Raw genomic sequence first — 17,298 nt, forward strand, 5'->3', positions numbered from 1 at the left:
AGGCTGTGACATAAGTCTCCAAAAAACGGTCGTAAATGGACTTTAAAAATTGTTCATTTACGACCGTTTTTGTATACTATAAATAAAAAAGGACATCAGAACCCCCTGATGCCCTATAGTCTACCCCCTTCAAAAAAGAAAGGAGATAAACCCATGCACAGTAATTATAACATAAATCAACTCAGTTTGAACATGGCGACCTTCTATGAACCTGAAAAAAATCATCAAGCACACTACATACACCATTTAGTCGAATCTATTGATTTTGATGACTCTTATACCTTTGGGCGTCCTTTCGAATATGAACCTCGGGTCTTACTCAAGTTAGTTCTTTTGGCATATAGTTATGGTATTTTTTCTTGTCGAAAGATCGAACGTTTTGCTCGGGAAAACGTTGTTGCCATGTGGTTGACTCAGGAAGCCCAACCTACTTATCGTACTATTGCTCGCTTTGTTGTCTCTGATACTATTGAGATGATGCTAAAAAGTTCGTTTTCTGAATTTAGAGAATATTTGCGAAAAAATGGGCTCATTGATGAGGCTGTGTTTATTGATGGTACTAAGATTCTTGCTAACGCAAATAAATACTCGTTTGTTTGGAAGAAAAATACTATTCGCTATGATGATTTAAATCGACAAAAAGCTAAAAAGTTATTGAAAGAGATCAAAGAATCGATCGTCAATATTGATTTTGCTGATGATCTGACTGTTGATCAACTTGATGAGATATGTGCCCGATTGGAACAACGAATTGAATATTTGAATGAAAAAGTCGAAGAGACTAAGAAGATCTCCCCTAATCCTGCGAAGCAGGAACGACGGACGGCCAAGAAATACTTAAAACAAACACGCGAGCGCAAACAGAAAAACTCTAAATATGCTGAACAGTTTGCCATCGTTGGCGAGCGAAACAGCTATTCTAAAACTGATAATGACGCCACTTTTATGCGTATGAAAGAAGATCCAATGAAAAATGGTCAAACCAAACCTGGCTATAATCTCCAAGTCGCTGCTAATAATCAATTTGCTTTGGACTACACCCTCGCACCTAATCCAACTGATATGCGTACTTTGATCCCATTTTTAGAAAAGATGGATGCAGATGTTATTCAAGGTCCGATAGTTGCTGATGCTGGTTATGGATCTGAACCTAACTATGAATTTATCGAAGATAAATTCGGAGTGTTTGATTACCTTATTCCATATAATACGATGTTAAAGGAAGAAACCAAACGTTGGAGATCAGATGAGCGCAAAGTGATGAATTGGCATTATAACGCTGAAGATGATTACTATATAGATCCAAAGAATGTTCGTTTTAACTTTAAACGCTATGCATATCGCCATGATACATATGGTTATAAACGAAATTTTAAAGTATATGAAGCTGAAAAATTCGATGAAGATCGTAAAGAAGATCCAAATGCATTGACCAAAAAAGGAAACGTCAGAAAGATCTATATCAATCCACAATGGGAATATTTCAAGGGGAAAGTAAAAACAAACCTTTCAAATACTGAAAAAAATAAGATCTATCGTAGAAGAAAGTATGAGATCGAACCTATTTTCGGTAATTTGAAGGCTTATTTGGGTTTTACTCGATTTACCGTACGAAGTAAGAAAAAGGTAAATCGACAAATGGGGATAGCGTTAATGGCATTGAACATGTGGAAAATGTCCACTAGTAGTTCAAAAATATCACCAAATAATAAAAACAAAAAGAAGACCATCCGAATTTTTCAAAATTTTCAAAAAATTCGAATGGTCTTCTTTAAAGATAGAGACTTATGTCACAGCCTCTTTTGCTGACTAGTTTATTCTTCGTGATACCATTCGTAGTGATAGTTACCTTCTTTGTCGACACGTTCATAAGTATGTGCCCCGAAGTAATCACGTTGTGCTTGGATCAAGTTTGCTGGTAAAACAGCTGACCGATATTGATCGTAGTAAGTAATTGCACTAGTAAAGCCTGGGCAAGGTACCCCCGCTTGAATAGCTAAGGCAGCTACTTCTCTGACTGCTGCTTGATACTTAGCTGTGATCTCAGTAAAGTACGGATCAAGCATCAAGTTCTTCAATTCTGGTTGTTTATCAAATGCATCTGTGATCTTTTGCAAGAATTGTGCCCGAATAATGCAACCTTCACGCCAGATCTTAGCTAAAGAACCATAATCCAAATTCCAGTCATATTTTTCAGAGGCAAAGCGCATTTGTTCAAAACCTTGAGCATAGCTGACGATCTTGCTAAAGTAAAGCGCTTGGCGGATTTTTTCAACAATTTCTTTTTTATCAAGCTTTTTAGCATCAAATGCTTTGGGTTTAGCTAAAACTTCACTCGCTTCTACACGTTCATCTTTAAGAGCAGAGATATAACGTGCGTAAACAGATTCAGTGATCAATGATTGTGGGACTCCTAATTCAAGGGCGCTTTGTGAACTCCACTTACCAGTTCCCTTATTGCCCGCACGATCTAAGATCACATCAACGATCGGTCTATCAGTTCCTTCATCATCTTTACGGGTCAAAATATCAGCCGTAATATCGATCAAGTAGCTATCAAGCTCACCATCTTTCCATTCATGGAAGATATCAGCGATCTCATCAACTGAAAGGCCTAGCAAGTTACGCAATAAGTTATAACTTTCAGCGATAAGTTCCATATCACCGTATTCGATCCCATTGTGGACCATCTTAACGTAGTGTCCAGCTCCATTAGGGCCAATATAAGTCACACAAGCTTGACCATCATCTGCTTTAGCAGCGATCTGATCTAAAATAGGTGCTACAAGATCATATGCTTCTTTTTGTCCGCCTGGCATCAATGACGGACCTTCCAAGGCACCCTTTTCACCACCGGAAACACCCATACCGATAAAGTTGATCCCTGAATTATCTAATTCAGCATTACGACGCATAGTATCTTCAAAGAAAGTATTTCCACCATCGATCAAAACATCGCCTTTATCAAGGTAAGGTAAGAGACTCTTGATCGTTGCATCTGTTGGAGCACCCGCTTTGACCATCAAAATGATCCGACGTGGTTTTTCCAATGAATCAATAAAGTCCTTGATCGTATAACTCGGAACCAAATTTTTATCTGAATGATCAGCAACAACTTGCTCAGTCTTTGAACCTGTACGATTAAAGATCGCAACTTTATAGCCACGACTTTCGATATTCAAAGCCAAGTTCTTACCCATAACAGCCATACCGACAACACCGATTTGTGCTTTACTCATATCCAACTTAACCTCCTAAAATTCCTACTGCACTTAATTTTATCAAAATTGCCTAAGATTTTAAAGATGCTTACTAAAAATTAGGCTTTCATCACTAAAGTAGGTTCTGCTTCACCTAAAACTGTATCTTTTGAAATGATAACTTTTTCGATCTCTTTATTACTTGGGACCTCGAACATGATATCACGCATCGTAGCTTCAATGATCGAGCGCAAACCACGTGCCCCTGTATTGCGTTCGATCGCTAAATGAGCAACTTCACGTAAAGCTTCTGCTTCAAATTCGAGTTTTACCCCATCAAATTCAAGTAACTTGCTGTATTGCTTGACTAAAGCATTCTTAGGTTCAGTCAAGATCCGGACTAGATCATCTTCAGAAAGCTTTTCAAGTGCTGTCAAGATCGGCAAACGTCCGATAAATTCTGGGATCAACCCAAACTTCAACAGATCTTCAGGAATGATCTGTTGCATAATGCTCTTAGATTCATCATAGTTTTGCTTACTATCAGCGCCAAACCCGATCGTCTTATCGCCTAAACGATTTTTAACGATCGTTTCGATACCGTCAAAAGCCCCACCAACGATAAACAAGATATTTGTTGTATCGATCTGGATAAATTCTTGTTGTGGATGCTTTCTGCCCCCTTGTGGTGGAACATTAGCCACTGTTCCTTCCAAGATCTTCAAGAGTGATTGTTGAACGCCCTCACCCGAAACATCACGAGTGATCGAGACATTTTCACTCTTCTTAGCTATCTTATCGATCTCATCAATATAAACGATCCCTCTTTGGGCCCGTTCAACATCATAATCTGCATTCTGCAAGAGCTTCAATAAGATATTTTCAACGTCTTCACCAACATAGCCCGCTTCTGTCAATGTCGTAGCATCAGCGATCGTAAACGGGACATTTAAGATCTTGGCTAAGCTTTGGGCTAAAAATGTCTTACCTGAACCAGTAGGCCCGACAAGACAGATATTGCTCTTTTGTAGTTCCGTATCATCGTCAGCAGTATCAAATGAAGCATTGATCCGCTTATAGTGGTTATACACAGCTACTGCCAAAGTTTTTTTAGCCTGTTCTTGTCCGATAACATATTGATTTAAAATATCAACGATCTCTTTTGGTGTCGGCACATCAGTAAATTCCTCTTTAACATTAGCTTTATTTTCTTCGCTGATGATCGTTTGAGCTAATTCGACGCATTCATTACATATATACACGCCAGGGCCCGAGATCATACTTTTAACTTGCCGCTCAGATTTGCCACAAAAAGAGCAAACTGCGGGTTCGTTTGGATCTGTATTTTCGTACATCTAAATCACCTTTATCTAATAATTACTTATATTCTATCAGACATTGCTACTAAAAACTAATACTTACTTTTTATTTATCAGGTGAATGGATAAATTTAGGGATCGCAACAGATAAATTCCGCTGCGATCCCTAAAATCACAAGATTAAATTGATATTGTCACTCAAGTATTAAACTTGTTTTGCAGAATCTGTCATTTCTTTAACGACTTTTCTGATAGCAATGTCATGATTCAACATGTCATCTGAAAGAGCTGAGCGAACTGCAGCTTCTTCCATGCCATATTGTGCAGCTAATTCTTTGATCTCTGCATTGATCTCTTCTTCAGAAGCTTTGATATCTTCAGCAGCTACGATAGCTTCTAAGACAAGGTTTGTCTTAACACGCTTTTGTGCACCACTTTCAAATTGCTTGTGCAAGTCTTCTTCAGAAGAACCTGTAAGTTTGTAGTACATGTCAGCACTGATACCTTGTTGTTGCAAACCAGCTAAGTATTGATCCATTTGACGGTGTACATCTTCTTCGATCATTGCACCTGGGATCTCGCCGATCTCTGCATTTTCAACTGCTTTATCGATAACTTCTTCTTGGATAGCTTCTTTTGCAGCATTTTGTTTTTGTGCTTCAAGACGTTCACGTGTCTTAGCTTTCAATTCAACTAAAGTATCAACTTCTTCGTCAACATCTTTAGCAAATTCGTCATCAAGTTCAGGCAATTCCTTAGTCTTAACTTCGTGGATCGTTGTTTCAAAGACTGCATCTTTACCCTTAAGGTCTTCAGCATGGTATTCTTCAGGGAATGTTACGTTAACTTCTACTGTTTCACCAGCTTTATGACCAACTAATTGGTCTTCAAAACCTGGGATAAATGTGTTTGAGCCAAGTTCAAGAGAGTAGTTTTCGCCCTTGCCACCGTCAAAAGCAACACCATCAACTTTGCCTTCAAAGTCGATAACAACTGTGTCGCCTTCAGCAGCTGGTTGATCTTCTTTCAACACTAATTCAGCTTGTTGTTCTTGTAATTTCTTGATTTCAGCATCAACTTCTTCGTCAGTAACTTCTGTTGATCGTGCTTTAACTTCAAGATCTTTGTATTGACCCAATTTAACTTCTGGTTCAACCGTAACTTTAGCAGTCAAGACCCATGTAGAATCTTTTTCCATTGATTCAACGTCGATCTCTGGTTGTGCTACTGGCTTGATGTTTGATTCTGCAACAGCATTAGCATAAGCTTCAGGCAATACAGCGTTCAAAGCATCTTGGTAAAGTGATTCTTCGCCAAACATTTTGTTAAAGATCTGACGAGGAACCTTACCTTTACGGAAGCCAGGCACGTTTAAAGTTTTCTTGACACGGTTAAATGCTGTGTCTAAACCTTCCTTGATTTTTGCAGGTTCGATTTCAAAGGTCAACTTACCGTTGTTTGTACCTTCTTCTTTTTCCCATTTTACAGACATTATTTTCCCTCCGAGTAAAATAGTTTGTACAATTTACTGAGTAATTGCATACTAACTAAGTTTAACTTAGAAAGCTTTAAATGTAAATGTTTATAGTACAAAAAGTCGATTTTTTAGACAAAAAAGACTTGGGATAAACCCAAGCCTTCTTCAATATTCAAAAAAATATTAGTCGTCGATTTCAGAAACGACACCAGCACCAACTGTACGGCCACCTTCACGAACTGTGAATTTAAGACCTTTTTCGATAGCAACTGGAGCGATCAATTCAACGGAGAATGTTACGTTATCGCCAGGCATAACCATTTCTACACCTTCAGGCAATTCGATAACACCTGTAACGTCTGTTGTGTGGAAATAGAATTGTGGACGGTAGTTTGAGAAGAATGGTGTATGACGGCCACCTTCTTCTTTTGTCAAGACGTAAACTTCACCCTTGAACTTCTTGTGTGTTTGGATCGAACCTGGTTTTGCAAGAACTTGACCACGTTCGATTTGTGTACGGTCAACACCACGAAGTAATGCACCGATGTTGTCACCAGCTTCACCTTCGTCAAGTGTCTTACGGAACATTTCAACACCTGTAACAGTTGTCTTAAGAACATCGTCTTTCAAACCAACGATTTCAACTTCGTCGCCAACTTTAACGATACCACGATCGATACGACCAGAAGCAACAGTACCACGACCTGTGATCGTAAATACGTCTTCAACTGGCATCAAGAATGGCTTGTCTGTTGGACGTTCTGGTGTTGGGATGTATTCGTCAACTGTATCCATCAATTCAAGAATCTTCTTCTTAGCATCTTCATCATCTTCCAATGCTTTAAGAGCGGAACCACGGATAACAGGAATATCATCACCAGGGAAATCGTATTCGCTCAATAAGTCGCGAACTTCCATTTCAACCAAGTCTAATAATTCTTCGTCGTCAACCAAGTCACACTTGTTCAAGAATACAACGATGTATTCAACACCAACTTGGCGAGCAAGCAAGATGTGTTCACGTGTTTGTGGCATAGGACCATCAGTTGCAGCAACAACTAAGATAGCACCGTCCATTTGAGCAGCACCAGTGATCATGTTCTTAACGTAGTCAGCGTGTCCTGGAGCATCGATATGTGCGTAGTGACGAGCTTCTGTTTCGTATTCAACGTGTGCTGTGTTGATTGTGATACCACGTTCACGTTCTTCTGGAGCAGCATCGATAGAAGCGTAATCTTCAGCTTGAGCTAAACCTTTTTCAGATAAAACCTTTGTGATAGCTGCTGTTAAAGTTGTTTTCCCATGGTCAACGTGTCCAATTGTACCGATGTTTACATGGGGTTTTGTTCTTTCGTAATGTTCTTTTGCCATTAATAGAACCTCCTGTAATTTTGCAAAGAAAATCTGCAATCCTGCCGATAATCCTTTAAATTTTATTATACTACTTTCAGCCAAGAATGCCAAGTAATTTATTCCTTGGGTTCCTTCTAAACTGAAAACCTTGAATTATTATATAGTCACTATTGATTTTTGTAAATACTAAAATCCAATTTTTTAAAAAAATATTTGAAATTAGTTAAACCATCCACTGGGCTAGACTGCTTTCCAAGGCCTGTGCAAATTCACGCTCTTGTGCTTCTAAGTTGGATTTTCCTAGTAATACTGTATAAAGTTTTTCCGGATCAGTAAATGGTGCTGTCAATTTTGGATAAAGCAGTTGCAATTTTAATTTTAATTCTGCTAAGATCTGTGTTTTTTGGTCTGCAGCATATTCAAGATCAGCTTCGAGTAAAGCTACCAAGCGCTGATACATCATGTAGTCATCTAATTCCTTTAAATCACCTGGAACAAAATCTTGTTTTTCACCCGTAAATAACAGATAGGTAACTGTTTTTTCACTTCCAAGATAACGCAATTCATCTAAGATAGCTGCTCTGACCAACGGATGTACATCTTCATCCACTAGATCAGCGCTAACACTTTCCACAAATTCAGCAATGGTCAAACTTCCCGAAGCTTCAAAAACTTGGCGTTGCTCCAAAATATCAAGCGCACCTAAATGTTTCAATTTTTTAGTCAAAGTATTTACATCAGTTTGTGTTCTCACAGTAGCCAAAGTTTGGTCAAACAAGCGCATGAAGTTATCTTTTTCTTTAGCCGACATAAATCCACTCATCAAATTTAAGGTCATCTCGATCTTTCTGACCTTACCAGCGTAGATCATCTCCGTTACATATTCTGTCAACTTTTGATCATCGCGTAAATAATCTAACAAATAATCTTCAGCCAATAAACTCGCCATTTGGTGATCTCTTAGTTCTTTTAGTGCTGTAAAGAGCAAATAATTTACTTTAAATGTTTTTTTTGCTTGATACGCTTGTAATAGTAATTCCTTAGCTTGTGAGAAATCACTTTTTTCTAAAGCTGCGCAACCGGCCTCATATAATTTTTCTTGTTCCATCGTTCACTTTCCTTATTCAAAAAGGCTGTAACATATCTTTTGTTACAACCTTCATAATTTCAAATCACATTATTTGTGCGGATCATTATTCTTCTTGTTTTTACCATGCCCATGATATTGGTTTATCTCCATGATCACTGGCAAAATAACGGGATGACGTTTGGTTTGCTCATAGAGAAAATGATTGAGCTGTTCACGCACATCTTGTTTCAAATGGCCCCAGTCAAATTCTTTATTGTCAAGATTTGATTGCACAGTTTTGGTAATGATATCCGCACTTTCAGCTATCAGATCTCGACTTGTTTTAACGTAAACAAAACCTCTTGATGTGATCTTGGGGCGGTCGACGATCTTTTTCTTCTTGCGATCGATCGTGACTACCGCAATGAAGATCCCGTCTTCAGATAAGATCTTACGGTCACGAAGTACGATATTTCCAATGTCACCTACTCCGATCCCATCGATCATCGTATTTCCAACTTCGACCGATGAGGCAACTAACATTTTTCCACGAGTATATTCAGCCACATCTCCTTTTGCTAGCAAGAAGATATTTTCTGCTGGAATACCAACTTCTGTCGCTGCGTGTGCATTAGCCGCTAACAAACGATATTCGCCTTGGACCGGCAACACATAACGTGGCTTTAATAAGTTCATCATCAACTGCAAGTCATTTTTGCTAGCATGACCAGAAGAATTCAATTCATCTGAGATCGATTTGACGTCAGCCCCAGAACGATAGATCATATCACGTGTTTTAGCCACGTTTGTCTCCATTGCATGTGATGGCGTTGTCGTGATAAAGACAAGATCACCTTCATGCAACGAAACAGAACGATGCCGTTTTAAAGCCATTTTTTGTAAAGACTTCAGTGGCTCGCCTGAACGCCCTGCCTCTAAGATAACGATCTGATCATCATCATAGCGTTTGATATCTTTGATCGGGATCAAAATATCATCACTTGGTAAATGAAGTTTATTTAATTTCAAAGCCGTCCGAACGATTTTTTCAACATCATGCCCGGTCAAAGCAACTTTACGATCGTTAGCTTGGGCAGCATCCAAAACCTGTTGAACACGTGAGATATTGGAAGCAACACAAGCAACGATGATCCGCCCTTTGCGATACTCAAAGGTCTCACTGATAAAATCATAGATCTCGCGTTCATTGACCGTTTCACTTGGATTTTCTGCATTTGCAGAGTCGCTTAGTAACGCTAAAACACCCTCGTTTCCAAGCTCAGCCAAACGAGCTAGATCAGTTTGATACTGCGCTGAAGCTGTTTGATCAAACTTAAAATCACCAGTGTATACGATCGTTCCTTCCTCTGTCTTCAATGCGACCCCTAGGCTCTCTGGGATCGAATGAGTCGTTTTGAAAAACGAAACAGTTGCACTTGGAAAATCGATCTCTGTTTTTTCATTGATAACATGAAAATCATTAAATTTCTTTGCTATCTCTTCATTTTCACAAGCAATTTTGGCCAAGGCGATCGTCAATTCTGAACCAAAGACAGGTACATCAAACTCACTTACAAAATATGGTAAAGCTCCGATCGCATCAGCATGTCCATGTGTCAAAAACACCCCGACGATCCGACGCGCATTTTGACGTAAATATTCAAAGTCAGGGATCACGATATCGATCCCTAATAATTCATTTTCAGGATATTTCAATCCACAATCTAGGATGTAAATATCATCATTCACTTCAATAGCATACATATTCTTAGCATTTTCACGTACGCCACCAAGTGAAATGATCTTTATATCACTCATATTCTCACCTCTATTTTAGATTTTTGTATAAAATATTTTAATTATCATATTTAACACGGGTCAAAAAATCGACCTATCAATATATGATTATACCATAATTACGATACCAGTTAACAATTATATCCAGGTAGAAAAAAAGTGTTGCCAGAATCACTTCTAGCAACACTTCGAAATGAGATTAACGACGTAAGCCTAAGCTCTTGATCAATTCACGGTAACGTTGAACGTCTTTGTTACGCAAATATGCCAACAAGTTACGACGATGACCGATCTTCTTCATCAAACCACGTTGAGAAGCAAAGTCCTTCTTGTGGCTACGTACGTGTTCGTTAAGTTCGTTGATATCTGCAGTCAAAACAGCGATTTGAACTTCTGCTGAACCTGTATCGCCTTCATGACGTGCGTATTTTTTCATGATTTCGTTTTTCTTTTCGTTTGAAATAGCCATTGTATTTCCACCTTTCAAAAATTCTGCCTAAAACCGAGTAAGTCGTCGGTGTCGTCGCCAAACTAAGTTATAGGTCTGGTACATCTGTACTTAATCTAATCTACTAGATTTTGTTTTAAAATGCAAGTCTTAAATTTATAAGCAAGTGTCAAGGAATATTTCTTGACATCAAATTCATTTTTCTGTTGCATTGTTTAAAACGCTCTTGTATAATGAGATATGTTGAAAATTTAGATGATACCGTTACGGATCATACAGGTGGAGGTGACATTCATGCCAATTATCAAATCCGCAATCGAACGTGTAAAAACAAACGAAAAAGCTAACGCTCGCAACTCTGCTGAATTAAGCAAGATGCGTACAGCAATCAAGAAATTTGAAAAAGCTAAGACTGCAGGTGCAGAAGATGTTGAAAAACTCTACCGCGAAGCAGTTTCAGCTGTTGACCGCGCACATTCTAAAGGCTTGATCAAAGCTAACAAGGCTGCGCGTGACAAGTCTCGTATGGCTGCACGTTTAGCTAAATAATAAATGATAACAAAAAGAGCTTGGAAAAGTTAAATTCCAAGCTCTTTTTGTTAGACCACGACTGCCTTTTGAGCAAAATTAAGCATAAATAATTGAAAGAGTAATTCTGGCTCTTGCGTCGTAGTTTTTAAGCGTTCCTCGATATGGATCAGACCGAGATAGGCATTTTTTAAATCCTGGCGCTTAAAGACTCGGGTTTTTTGCAAGGCTAATTTGACTCGATACGGATGAACCTTTAACGTACTTGCAATATTACCTTGAGCGTAACCATGTTTTTGTAAGATCTCAACTTGAAGCAATAATCGAAACTGACCTTCTAAGATCGCATTGATCTTTAAAGGTTCTTCTTTTTGTTGCAATAGATCACGATATAACTCCAAAGCTTTAGCCGTATCTTTTTGCAAAACCAGTTCGACTAGATCAAACACATTTTGTTCTAAAGAGCGTGAGACCATCGCAGACACTTCATTGACAGTGATCTGTTTATCTTCAGCTACCAATAATAATTTAGGTAACTCATTAGCGATCGCAGTCAAATTAGCATCTGTTCGCTGCAATAAGATCTCTAAAGCTCTGGGATCGATCGTATAGCCTTTTTGGGCCAACTCTGCTAATAAATGCTTACGTACAGCCATCTCGGTTAGGGGACTATTGTCAACTACAACAGCTTTTTGCTTGATCTGTTTGACCACTTTTTTACGCTCATCTAGCTTAGCATAAGGTGCCATCAAAACTAATACAGTCGTTGGCTCAGGGTCATTTACATACGCTATCAATTCATCTAGATCGTGTTCGAGTTTTACCTTTTTAGCTTCACCGGTCAAAAAATACGGTCGATTTATAAATACGAGTCGCTTTTCTCCAAAAAACGGTACTGACATTGCATCGGCTAGCGCAGTTGATAGCGTTACCTCCTCCATATCATAAATTCCAATATTAAATTCACGTTCTTCTTCTGGGAAATTGGCGATCAGTTTTTGTTTGATCTTTTCAGCATTGACCTGTTCTTCACCTAAGACCAAATAAACTGGTGCCATCTGATTTTTTTCAATGTCATTTAAGACTTTTTCTACTGTCACCATAGTTTTAACTAAAGCTCGCTTCCCTTCTTCTGCTATTATTCCGATTTAACAATCATACCATATTTATCCTATTAGCTCTAATTATCTTTAAGATCCCAAAATGAGAAATGACCTAACATTTCAGTAAGTTTTATCATCCCGACTTTAGCCGTCACATAGTACGAAACTTTTGCATTCTGTAAAGTCACTAAAGTTTCTTTATTGGGATGACCATATCGATTATGCCGTCCAGCAGAAATGATCGCAACTTTAGGGGCTAATTGTCGTACAAATTTTGGATCAGTCGCTGTCTTACTTCCATGATGTCCAGTCTTTAACACAGTTGCTGTCAAATCAGGGTATTTTTTGATGATCGCAAGTTCTCCTTTACGATCAAGATCACCTGTAAAAATACATTTTAGGCCATAAAAATCAAGCCACAAAACGAGCGAATCAGCATTTGTTCCTTGACCACGAGTAAAAGGATGCAGTAACTTCAAATGTGGATCAGATAGGCTCACCTTATCAGTTACCCCTTTAACTGCTTTAGGCGCAACAGTTGACTTAGCTAACCGGCGCTTAAAACTAGGGAGGTCTTCCATCCCAGCTGGTACGGTCATCTGGTTGATCTTGATCGATCGGCTCAAACTAGGAAAATTTCCAACATGGTCTGCATCTTGATGTGTCAAATATAGTTGGTCGATCTGAGTGATCCCTTTACTTAGCAAATAATTAGCCACGATCGTCTCACCACTTGTCTTAGTAGGACGCTTTTTCCAGTTAGGCATTGCGAAATGGACTTTGCCCCCAGTATCGATCAATATCACCCGACGCGAAAAACGTTCTCTGATCAAAGTACAGTCACCTTGCCCTATGTCAAAATACACGATCTCACTACTCAAGGGATAGCGTAGCAATAAAAAGGTCAAAAAATAACTTATTCCTAGCAAAGCTGACCAGCGAAGTTTTTTAGAACTACCCTGTAACCACAATAATATGCCCACCCAAAGTAAGACCATTATCAGCGGTGGTCTTCCAAAAACAAAATTACTCGGTGCACGCGCTAATAAAGTTAAACCAGTTGAGATCAGCTGTAAGATCTGAGCTGCTAAATTCTGCAAAAATGGGATCACTGCACCGATAAATGTCACTGGTAAAATAATATACTCAAATATTAGGTTCATCCAACCCGTTATCAAAAAGGTCAAGAAATTCCACTGATACGTATAATATAATACGAGTGGCGCACTAAAAGCATTTAGTTTCAAATTAAACAGCCAATTCGAACTCGTTTTACTTGTAATGATCACCAAAGTCAAAAGATAGCTCAGTTGTGCCCCTAGCTGATAAAATAACGCCGGATAACGCCATAATTCGAGTAATAACACTACTGCCCAAATAGTGGCTAGTTTTAAGTGCACTCCTTTTATGAGGCTAGTTGCCAACTTCAGCCAACACATCCAGACCGCACGTACTAAACTCGCAGAGGCTCCACCCAAGATCACATAAACGGGTAAAACTCCCAAAATCACTAAAATCTCTAGCCATCTAGGTAAACGCAATAGCTTTAATAAATGACGTAAAGTTTTAACTACATAGAAAACATGCAGACCAGATAAACTAAATAGATACAACAATCCTAATCGCGTGACATCAGCTAAAGTTTTATCAGCATCAGCCAGCTTTATTCCTAATAACAATGTAGCACTATACCAATCTAATGGTTGCGGAAGCTTTTTTAACGTTACACGCAACACTTGGCGTAGATCGTGCAACCTCCCGCGCCACGCCATTTGTCCTGGTGGCACCTTTTGTAAAGTATAATGTTTCACAGCAAAAGCTAGAAATATATTTTTCCCTTGATAAAAACGACGCCAATCAAATTGAGCCTCATTCGTCGGTGCTTGTAACGGTAAAACTTTTCCCGCTACATCCCAGATCTTAGTCTTATCCATTTGCAATAATGTCTTTTTTTCAGCTAAAGTTTTGATCCGATAATATCCATTCACCCACTGGCGTTTTTCCCACCACCAGGCTTTAAACGTTAACAAATCTCCGCTTATCTTAGTTTCATCACTGTAGATCAGCAAATGTTGTTTCTGGGTCACATATGGTGTAACTTGCATGACCTGGCGTGTATTTTGCTGCCAAGTATAAAATCGGATACTAAAAAACACACAAACCACCAACACACTACTGATCATTTGAATATTTTTAGTAGCCAACAGTCTTAAGAACAAAACTAACACGACCACTCCTGCTATCCAAGTATGGTCAAGTATCCAAAAACTTATACTAACAGCTATAAAGGCTGTCAATAAAAGTATAACTTGGATTACTTAGGTTCCCCTTTAGCGACCAATTGCTTGAACAAAGCAGTGTCAATATATTCCTTATCGAGTTTAACTTGCTCGAGTGCAACTTCTTTTAGCTTCAATAGTTCGAGTGCATAAGGGTCATTGTTGTAATTTCTGAGATAGTGGATCTTTTTGACTCCTGCTTGCAATAACATCTTAGTGCATTGTAGGCATGGAAAATCCGTGACATAAAGTTCTGCCCCATCTGTGGGGATCCCAAACTTAGCACATTGTAAAACGGCATTCATTTCAGCATGGATCGTGCGTAAACAATGCCCATCGACCATGTAGCAACCGTCATCAATACAATGTTTATCACCTGAAACTGAGCCATTATAGCCACCGGCGATCATTCGCTGATCTCTGACCAAGATCGCCCCTACAGATAAACGTGTACAAGTACTCCGTAACGATAGCAAAACTGCTTGTAACATAAAATATTGATCCCAAGGGATTCGTTTTTCCATTTTTCCTACCTCGTCATCTCTAAATTTAGTAATAGTATATCAAAGATAACTATTATTGCCTATATCGTTAAAGACTTACTCAATTTCTGATACGTTTTATCACCAATACCCGAAATATCCTTTAATTCAGATAATTGTTTGAATGAACCATGCTGTTGCCGATATTCGATGATCTTTGTCGCTTTTTTATCACCGATCCCATCGACTTGCATCAGCTGTTCTTTGGTTGCTGTATTTAAATTCACTTTACTACCGTTTGCTCCCGATACATTTGCGCTCAAAGAAGTCTGTGGATCTGCTGGAGCAACCGCCGTCTGAGCATTAGTAGCCACTCCTTGCTTAGGAACATATATCAATAGTTGGTCGGTCAGTTTTTTGGCGTAGTTTAACTGCGAAACTTCTGCTTGAGCTGTTAGACCACCAGCGCTAGCGATCGCATCGCCTCACATGGCCACTAGCCAAAAGCTTATATAACCCTGGATGGTTGACTTCACCTTTAACATCTACATATACGTAGTCCGTTGTTTTCTTTTGCTTAACTGTTTGGATCACTTGATGACTTGAAGAATTTGAGGTAAAAACTTTAGCTGTATTCGTAGCTGAATGTCCAAACACAAAAACACCCACAATAGCCAAGATCACTGCTAAAATACCACCTGAAAGAAATCGCCACTTATATTCCATCAAAAAATCATGCCAATCATTCATTTTCTCGCCCCCTATTACATAAATACGAAAAAAGAGCAGGAAATATTTCCTACTCTTAAAAATTATTTTTCACTTAATGCTGCTTGAACGATCGGCGGCACTAAATTACCTAGTTCCCCCTTAAAGCGTGCAACTTCTTTGACCAAAGTCGATGATAAAAAGGCATACTTGGGATCGGTCAATAAGATCAAAGTCTCGATCTTTGGTGCCAGCTCTTTGTTCATAGCCGCAATATTTTGCTCAAATTCGAGGTCTTGAGTATTTCTGACTGAGCGAATAATGACCTGGGCTTTTAATGTTTGAGCAACATTCACTGTTAGATCAGCTTCCTTAGATAAAACCTTGACATTAGGTATTTTTTCAGTTGCTTTTTGAATAAAGCTTTGACGTTCATTTGCCGAAAACATCGGCTTTTTAGCGGTATTGGTCAAAACCACGACAAACACTTCATCAAATATCGCTGCACTGCGTTTAATGATATCTAAATGTCCATTTGTTACAGGATCAAAACTTCCAGGAAAGATCGCCTTCATTTTAGTTCACTTCCTTATAACGATAAAACGTTAATTCTGTGATCCCGTAATCAGCTTTTTTAATAAGTTCAAAATCAGCCAATTCTTCGGGAAGATCGGCGACTTGATCTGTTTCACAAATGATCAAAGCATCGGTATTTAACAGCCCTAATTTTTTTAATTGCTCCATCAATTCTAAGATCTGTTGTTTTTTATACGGTGGATCAAGGAAAACATAATCGAAGCCTTGCTCTTGTTTAGCCAACTTATTGAGCATTTTATAAGCGTCACCTTTTAGCACTGTGAATTTATCTTCTTCTTTGGTAACACTCAAGTTTTCATGGATCGTTTTGATCGCTTGATATTGTCGGTCTACCAAAGTCGCATGGTCAGCGCCACGTGAAACAGCTTCGATACTAAGACCACCTGAACCAGCAAATAGATCTAAAACTTGGCCCCCCTCTAAATACGGACCAATGATATTAAACATCGCTTCTTTAACTTTATCCGTCGTAGGACGGGTCTTCATTCCGGGAACTGCCTTTAAACGCCGCCCCCCATATTCTCCTGCTACAACTCTCATATAATTCAGCTCTCTTTTATTGTCAATTGTCACGCTAGCAATAACGCAACTCATAACATCGTTTTTTTACCAAGATCTATATAAATAGATATATCTTTAATTAAACTTTTCTTGATCTTCTTCAGTCAGTTTATATGCTTGATGATCTTGTTTGGAAAATTCTGTCGTGATATCAGGTCGATTTGAGATCTCGACTTCTTTAACAAAGCGTAACTGTTTCAATTTTTCGACCGTTTTTTTTACATCTACCTCATCCATATAGATCAAGGCATACTTCATCTTACGTGAAACATACTGAAGATTGCCATAACGTCTTAATTGTTTACTTTGGCGCAAATGATAAAGATATACGATCACGCCACGACGTTTTTTTGCTTCAAAAGCCATCTTTTTATCAC

Annotated in this window: 17 protein-coding genes; 2 read left to right on the top strand and 15 right to left on the bottom strand. The window is 38.7% G+C overall.

Annotated features, from left to right (window positions below):
• Positions 1-153 precede the first annotated feature (153 nt).
• The gene (locus CPS94_RS04630; RefSeq protein ID WP_112286381.1) at positions 154-1,809 is read left to right on the top strand and encodes an IS1182 family transposase; all 1,656 of its coding nucleotides are present in this window, start codon (positions 154-156) and stop codon (positions 1,807-1,809) included.
• 5 nt (positions 1,810-1,814) lie between these two features.
• On the opposite strand, the gene gndA is transcribed toward CPS94_RS04630, so the two are convergent.
• The 7 genes from gndA to rpsO form a co-directional block, all read right to left on the bottom strand.
• Entirely contained in the window at positions 1,815-3,239 is a 1,425-nt protein-coding gene (gene gndA / locus CPS94_RS04635) for an NADP-dependent phosphogluconate dehydrogenase (RefSeq protein ID WP_112194779.1), read from the bottom strand.
• A gap of 80 nt (positions 3,240-3,319) precedes the next feature.
• On the bottom strand, positions 3,320-4,555 hold the full coding sequence (gene clpX, locus CPS94_RS04640) for an ATP-dependent Clp protease ATP-binding subunit ClpX (protein ID WP_112194777.1): 1,236 nt from the start codon (positions 4,553-4,555) through the stop codon (positions 3,320-3,322).
• 169 nt (positions 4,556-4,724) lie between these two features.
• Positions 4,725-6,011 carry a trigger factor gene (gene tig / locus CPS94_RS04645; protein WP_004048893.1) on the bottom strand — a complete coding sequence of 429 codons (1,287 nt, stop codon included), beginning with the start codon at positions 6,009-6,011 and terminating at the stop codon, positions 4,725-4,727.
• 168 nt (positions 6,012-6,179) lie between these two features.
• Positions 6,180-7,367 carry an elongation factor Tu gene (tuf, locus tag CPS94_RS04650; protein ID WP_112194775.1) on the bottom strand — a complete coding sequence of 396 codons (1,188 nt, stop codon included), beginning with the start codon at positions 7,365-7,367 and terminating at the stop codon, positions 6,180-6,182.
• Positions 7,368-7,572: 205 nt separating this feature from the next.
• A complete protein-coding gene (locus CPS94_RS04655) occupies positions 7,573-8,457 on the bottom strand; it encodes a hypothetical protein (protein ID WP_112194773.1) in 885 nt (294 codons plus the stop codon).
• A 69-nt stretch (positions 8,458-8,526) separates the two neighbouring features.
• Positions 8,527-10,236, bottom strand: coding sequence for a ribonuclease J (locus tag CPS94_RS04660; protein WP_112194771.1), 1,710 nt, complete (start codon positions 10,234-10,236; stop codon positions 8,527-8,529).
• A gap of 178 nt (positions 10,237-10,414) precedes the next feature.
• Positions 10,415-10,684 (bottom strand): 30S ribosomal protein S15, encoded by a 270-nt coding sequence (gene rpsO, locus CPS94_RS04665; RefSeq protein ID WP_004048905.1) that lies wholly within the window; start codon positions 10,682-10,684, stop codon positions 10,415-10,417.
• A 273-nt stretch (positions 10,685-10,957) separates the two neighbouring features.
• Here rpsO and rpsT point away from each other — a divergent pair, with 273 nt between their 5' ends.
• A complete protein-coding gene (rpsT, locus tag CPS94_RS04670) occupies positions 10,958-11,212 on the top strand; it encodes a 30S ribosomal protein S20 (protein ID WP_004048909.1) in 255 nt (84 codons plus the stop codon).
• 50 nt (positions 11,213-11,262) lie between these two features.
• Here the strand turns inward: rpsT and holA are convergent, their stop codons facing one another.
• The 8 genes from holA to CPS94_RS04710 all read right to left on the bottom strand — a co-directional run bounded on the left by holA (position 11,263) and on the right by CPS94_RS04710 (position 17,287).
• Positions 11,263-12,294: a DNA polymerase III subunit delta gene (gene holA / locus CPS94_RS04675; RefSeq protein ID WP_004048916.1), complete on the bottom strand. Its 1,032-nt coding sequence runs from the start codon at positions 12,292-12,294 to the stop codon at positions 11,263-11,265.
• Between the two features lie 77 nt (positions 12,295-12,371).
• Entirely contained in the window at positions 12,372-14,522 is a 2,151-nt protein-coding gene (locus CPS94_RS04680; RefSeq protein ID WP_112194769.1) for a DNA internalization-related competence protein ComEC/Rec2, read from the bottom strand.
• A gap of 86 nt (positions 14,523-14,608) precedes the next feature.
• Positions 14,609-15,097, bottom strand: a complete 489-nt coding sequence (locus CPS94_RS04685; RefSeq protein ID WP_056959413.1) for a ComE operon protein 2 — start codon at positions 15,095-15,097, stop codon at positions 14,609-14,611.
• A gap of 59 nt (positions 15,098-15,156) precedes the next feature.
• Positions 15,157-15,429 carry a ComEA family DNA-binding protein gene (locus CPS94_RS04690; protein WP_238145385.1) on the bottom strand — a complete coding sequence of 91 codons (273 nt, stop codon included), beginning with the start codon at positions 15,427-15,429 and terminating at the stop codon, positions 15,157-15,159.
• A 94-nt stretch (positions 15,430-15,523) separates the two neighbouring features.
• Entirely contained in the window at positions 15,524-15,805 is a 282-nt protein-coding gene (locus tag CPS94_RS04695) for a hypothetical protein (protein WP_112194765.1), read from the bottom strand.
• 62 nt (positions 15,806-15,867) lie between these two features.
• Positions 15,868-16,338 (bottom strand): pantetheine-phosphate adenylyltransferase, encoded by a 471-nt coding sequence (gene coaD, locus CPS94_RS04700; RefSeq protein WP_004048924.1) that lies wholly within the window; start codon positions 16,336-16,338, stop codon positions 15,868-15,870.
• A 1-nt stretch (position 16,339) separates the two neighbouring features.
• A complete protein-coding gene (rsmD, locus tag CPS94_RS04705) occupies positions 16,340-16,900 on the bottom strand; it encodes a 16S rRNA (guanine(966)-N(2))-methyltransferase RsmD (RefSeq protein WP_004048925.1) in 561 nt (186 codons plus the stop codon).
• A 96-nt stretch (positions 16,901-16,996) separates the two neighbouring features.
• The gene (locus CPS94_RS04710; RefSeq protein WP_004048926.1) at positions 16,997-17,287 is read right to left on the bottom strand and encodes a YlbG family protein; all 291 of its coding nucleotides are present in this window, start codon (positions 17,285-17,287) and stop codon (positions 16,997-16,999) included.
• Positions 17,288-17,298 lie beyond the last annotated feature (11 nt).

Source organism: Ligilactobacillus murinus (genome assembly GCF_003288115.1).
Lineage (GTDB): Bacteria > Bacillota > Bacilli > Lactobacillales > Lactobacillaceae > Ligilactobacillus > Ligilactobacillus murinus.

Bases quoted from the DNA above. Each gene is read 5' to 3' on its own strand.
- CPS94_RS04630 (WP_112286381.1), top strand. From the start codon at position 154: ATGCACAGTAATTATAACATAAATCAACTCAGTTTGAACATGGCGACC.
- gndA (WP_112194779.1), bottom strand. From the start codon at position 3,239: ATGAGTAAAGCACAAATCGGTGTTGTCGGTATGGCTGTTATGGGTAAG.
- clpX (WP_112194777.1), bottom strand. From the start codon at position 4,555: ATGTACGAAAATACAGATCCAAACGAACCCGCAGTTTGCTCTTTTTGT.
- tig (WP_004048893.1), bottom strand. From the start codon at position 6,011: ATGTCTGTAAAATGGGAAAAAGAAGAAGGTACAAACAACGGTAAGTTG.
- tuf (WP_112194775.1), bottom strand. From the start codon at position 7,367: ATGGCAAAAGAACATTACGAAAGAACAAAACCCCATGTAAACATCGGT.
- CPS94_RS04655 (WP_112194773.1), bottom strand. From the start codon at position 8,457: ATGGAACAAGAAAAATTATATGAGGCCGGTTGCGCAGCTTTAGAAAAA.
- CPS94_RS04660 (WP_112194771.1), bottom strand. From the start codon at position 10,236: ATGAGTGATATAAAGATCATTTCACTTGGTGGCGTACGTGAAAATGCT.
- rpsO (WP_004048905.1), bottom strand. From the start codon at position 10,684: ATGGCTATTTCAAACGAAAAGAAAAACGAAATCATGAAAAAATACGCA.
- rpsT (WP_004048909.1), top strand. From the start codon at position 10,958: ATGCCAATTATCAAATCCGCAATCGAACGTGTAAAAACAAACGAAAAA.
- holA (WP_004048916.1), bottom strand. From the start codon at position 12,294: ATGGTGACAGTAGAAAAAGTCTTAAATGACATTGAAAAAAATCAGATG.
- CPS94_RS04685 (WP_056959413.1), bottom strand. From the start codon at position 15,097: ATGGAAAAACGAATCCCTTGGGATCAATATTTTATGTTACAAGCAGTT.
- CPS94_RS04695 (WP_112194765.1), bottom strand. From the start codon at position 15,805: ATGAATGATTGGCATGATTTTTTGATGGAATATAAGTGGCGATTTCTT.
- coaD (WP_004048924.1), bottom strand. From the start codon at position 16,338: ATGAAGGCGATCTTTCCTGGAAGTTTTGATCCTGTAACAAATGGACAT.
- rsmD (WP_004048925.1), bottom strand. From the start codon at position 16,900: ATGAGAGTTGTAGCAGGAGAATATGGGGGGCGGCGTTTAAAGGCAGTT.
- CPS94_RS04710 (WP_004048926.1), bottom strand. From the start codon at position 17,287: ATGGCTTTTGAAGCAAAAAAACGTCGTGGCGTGATCGTATATCTTTAT.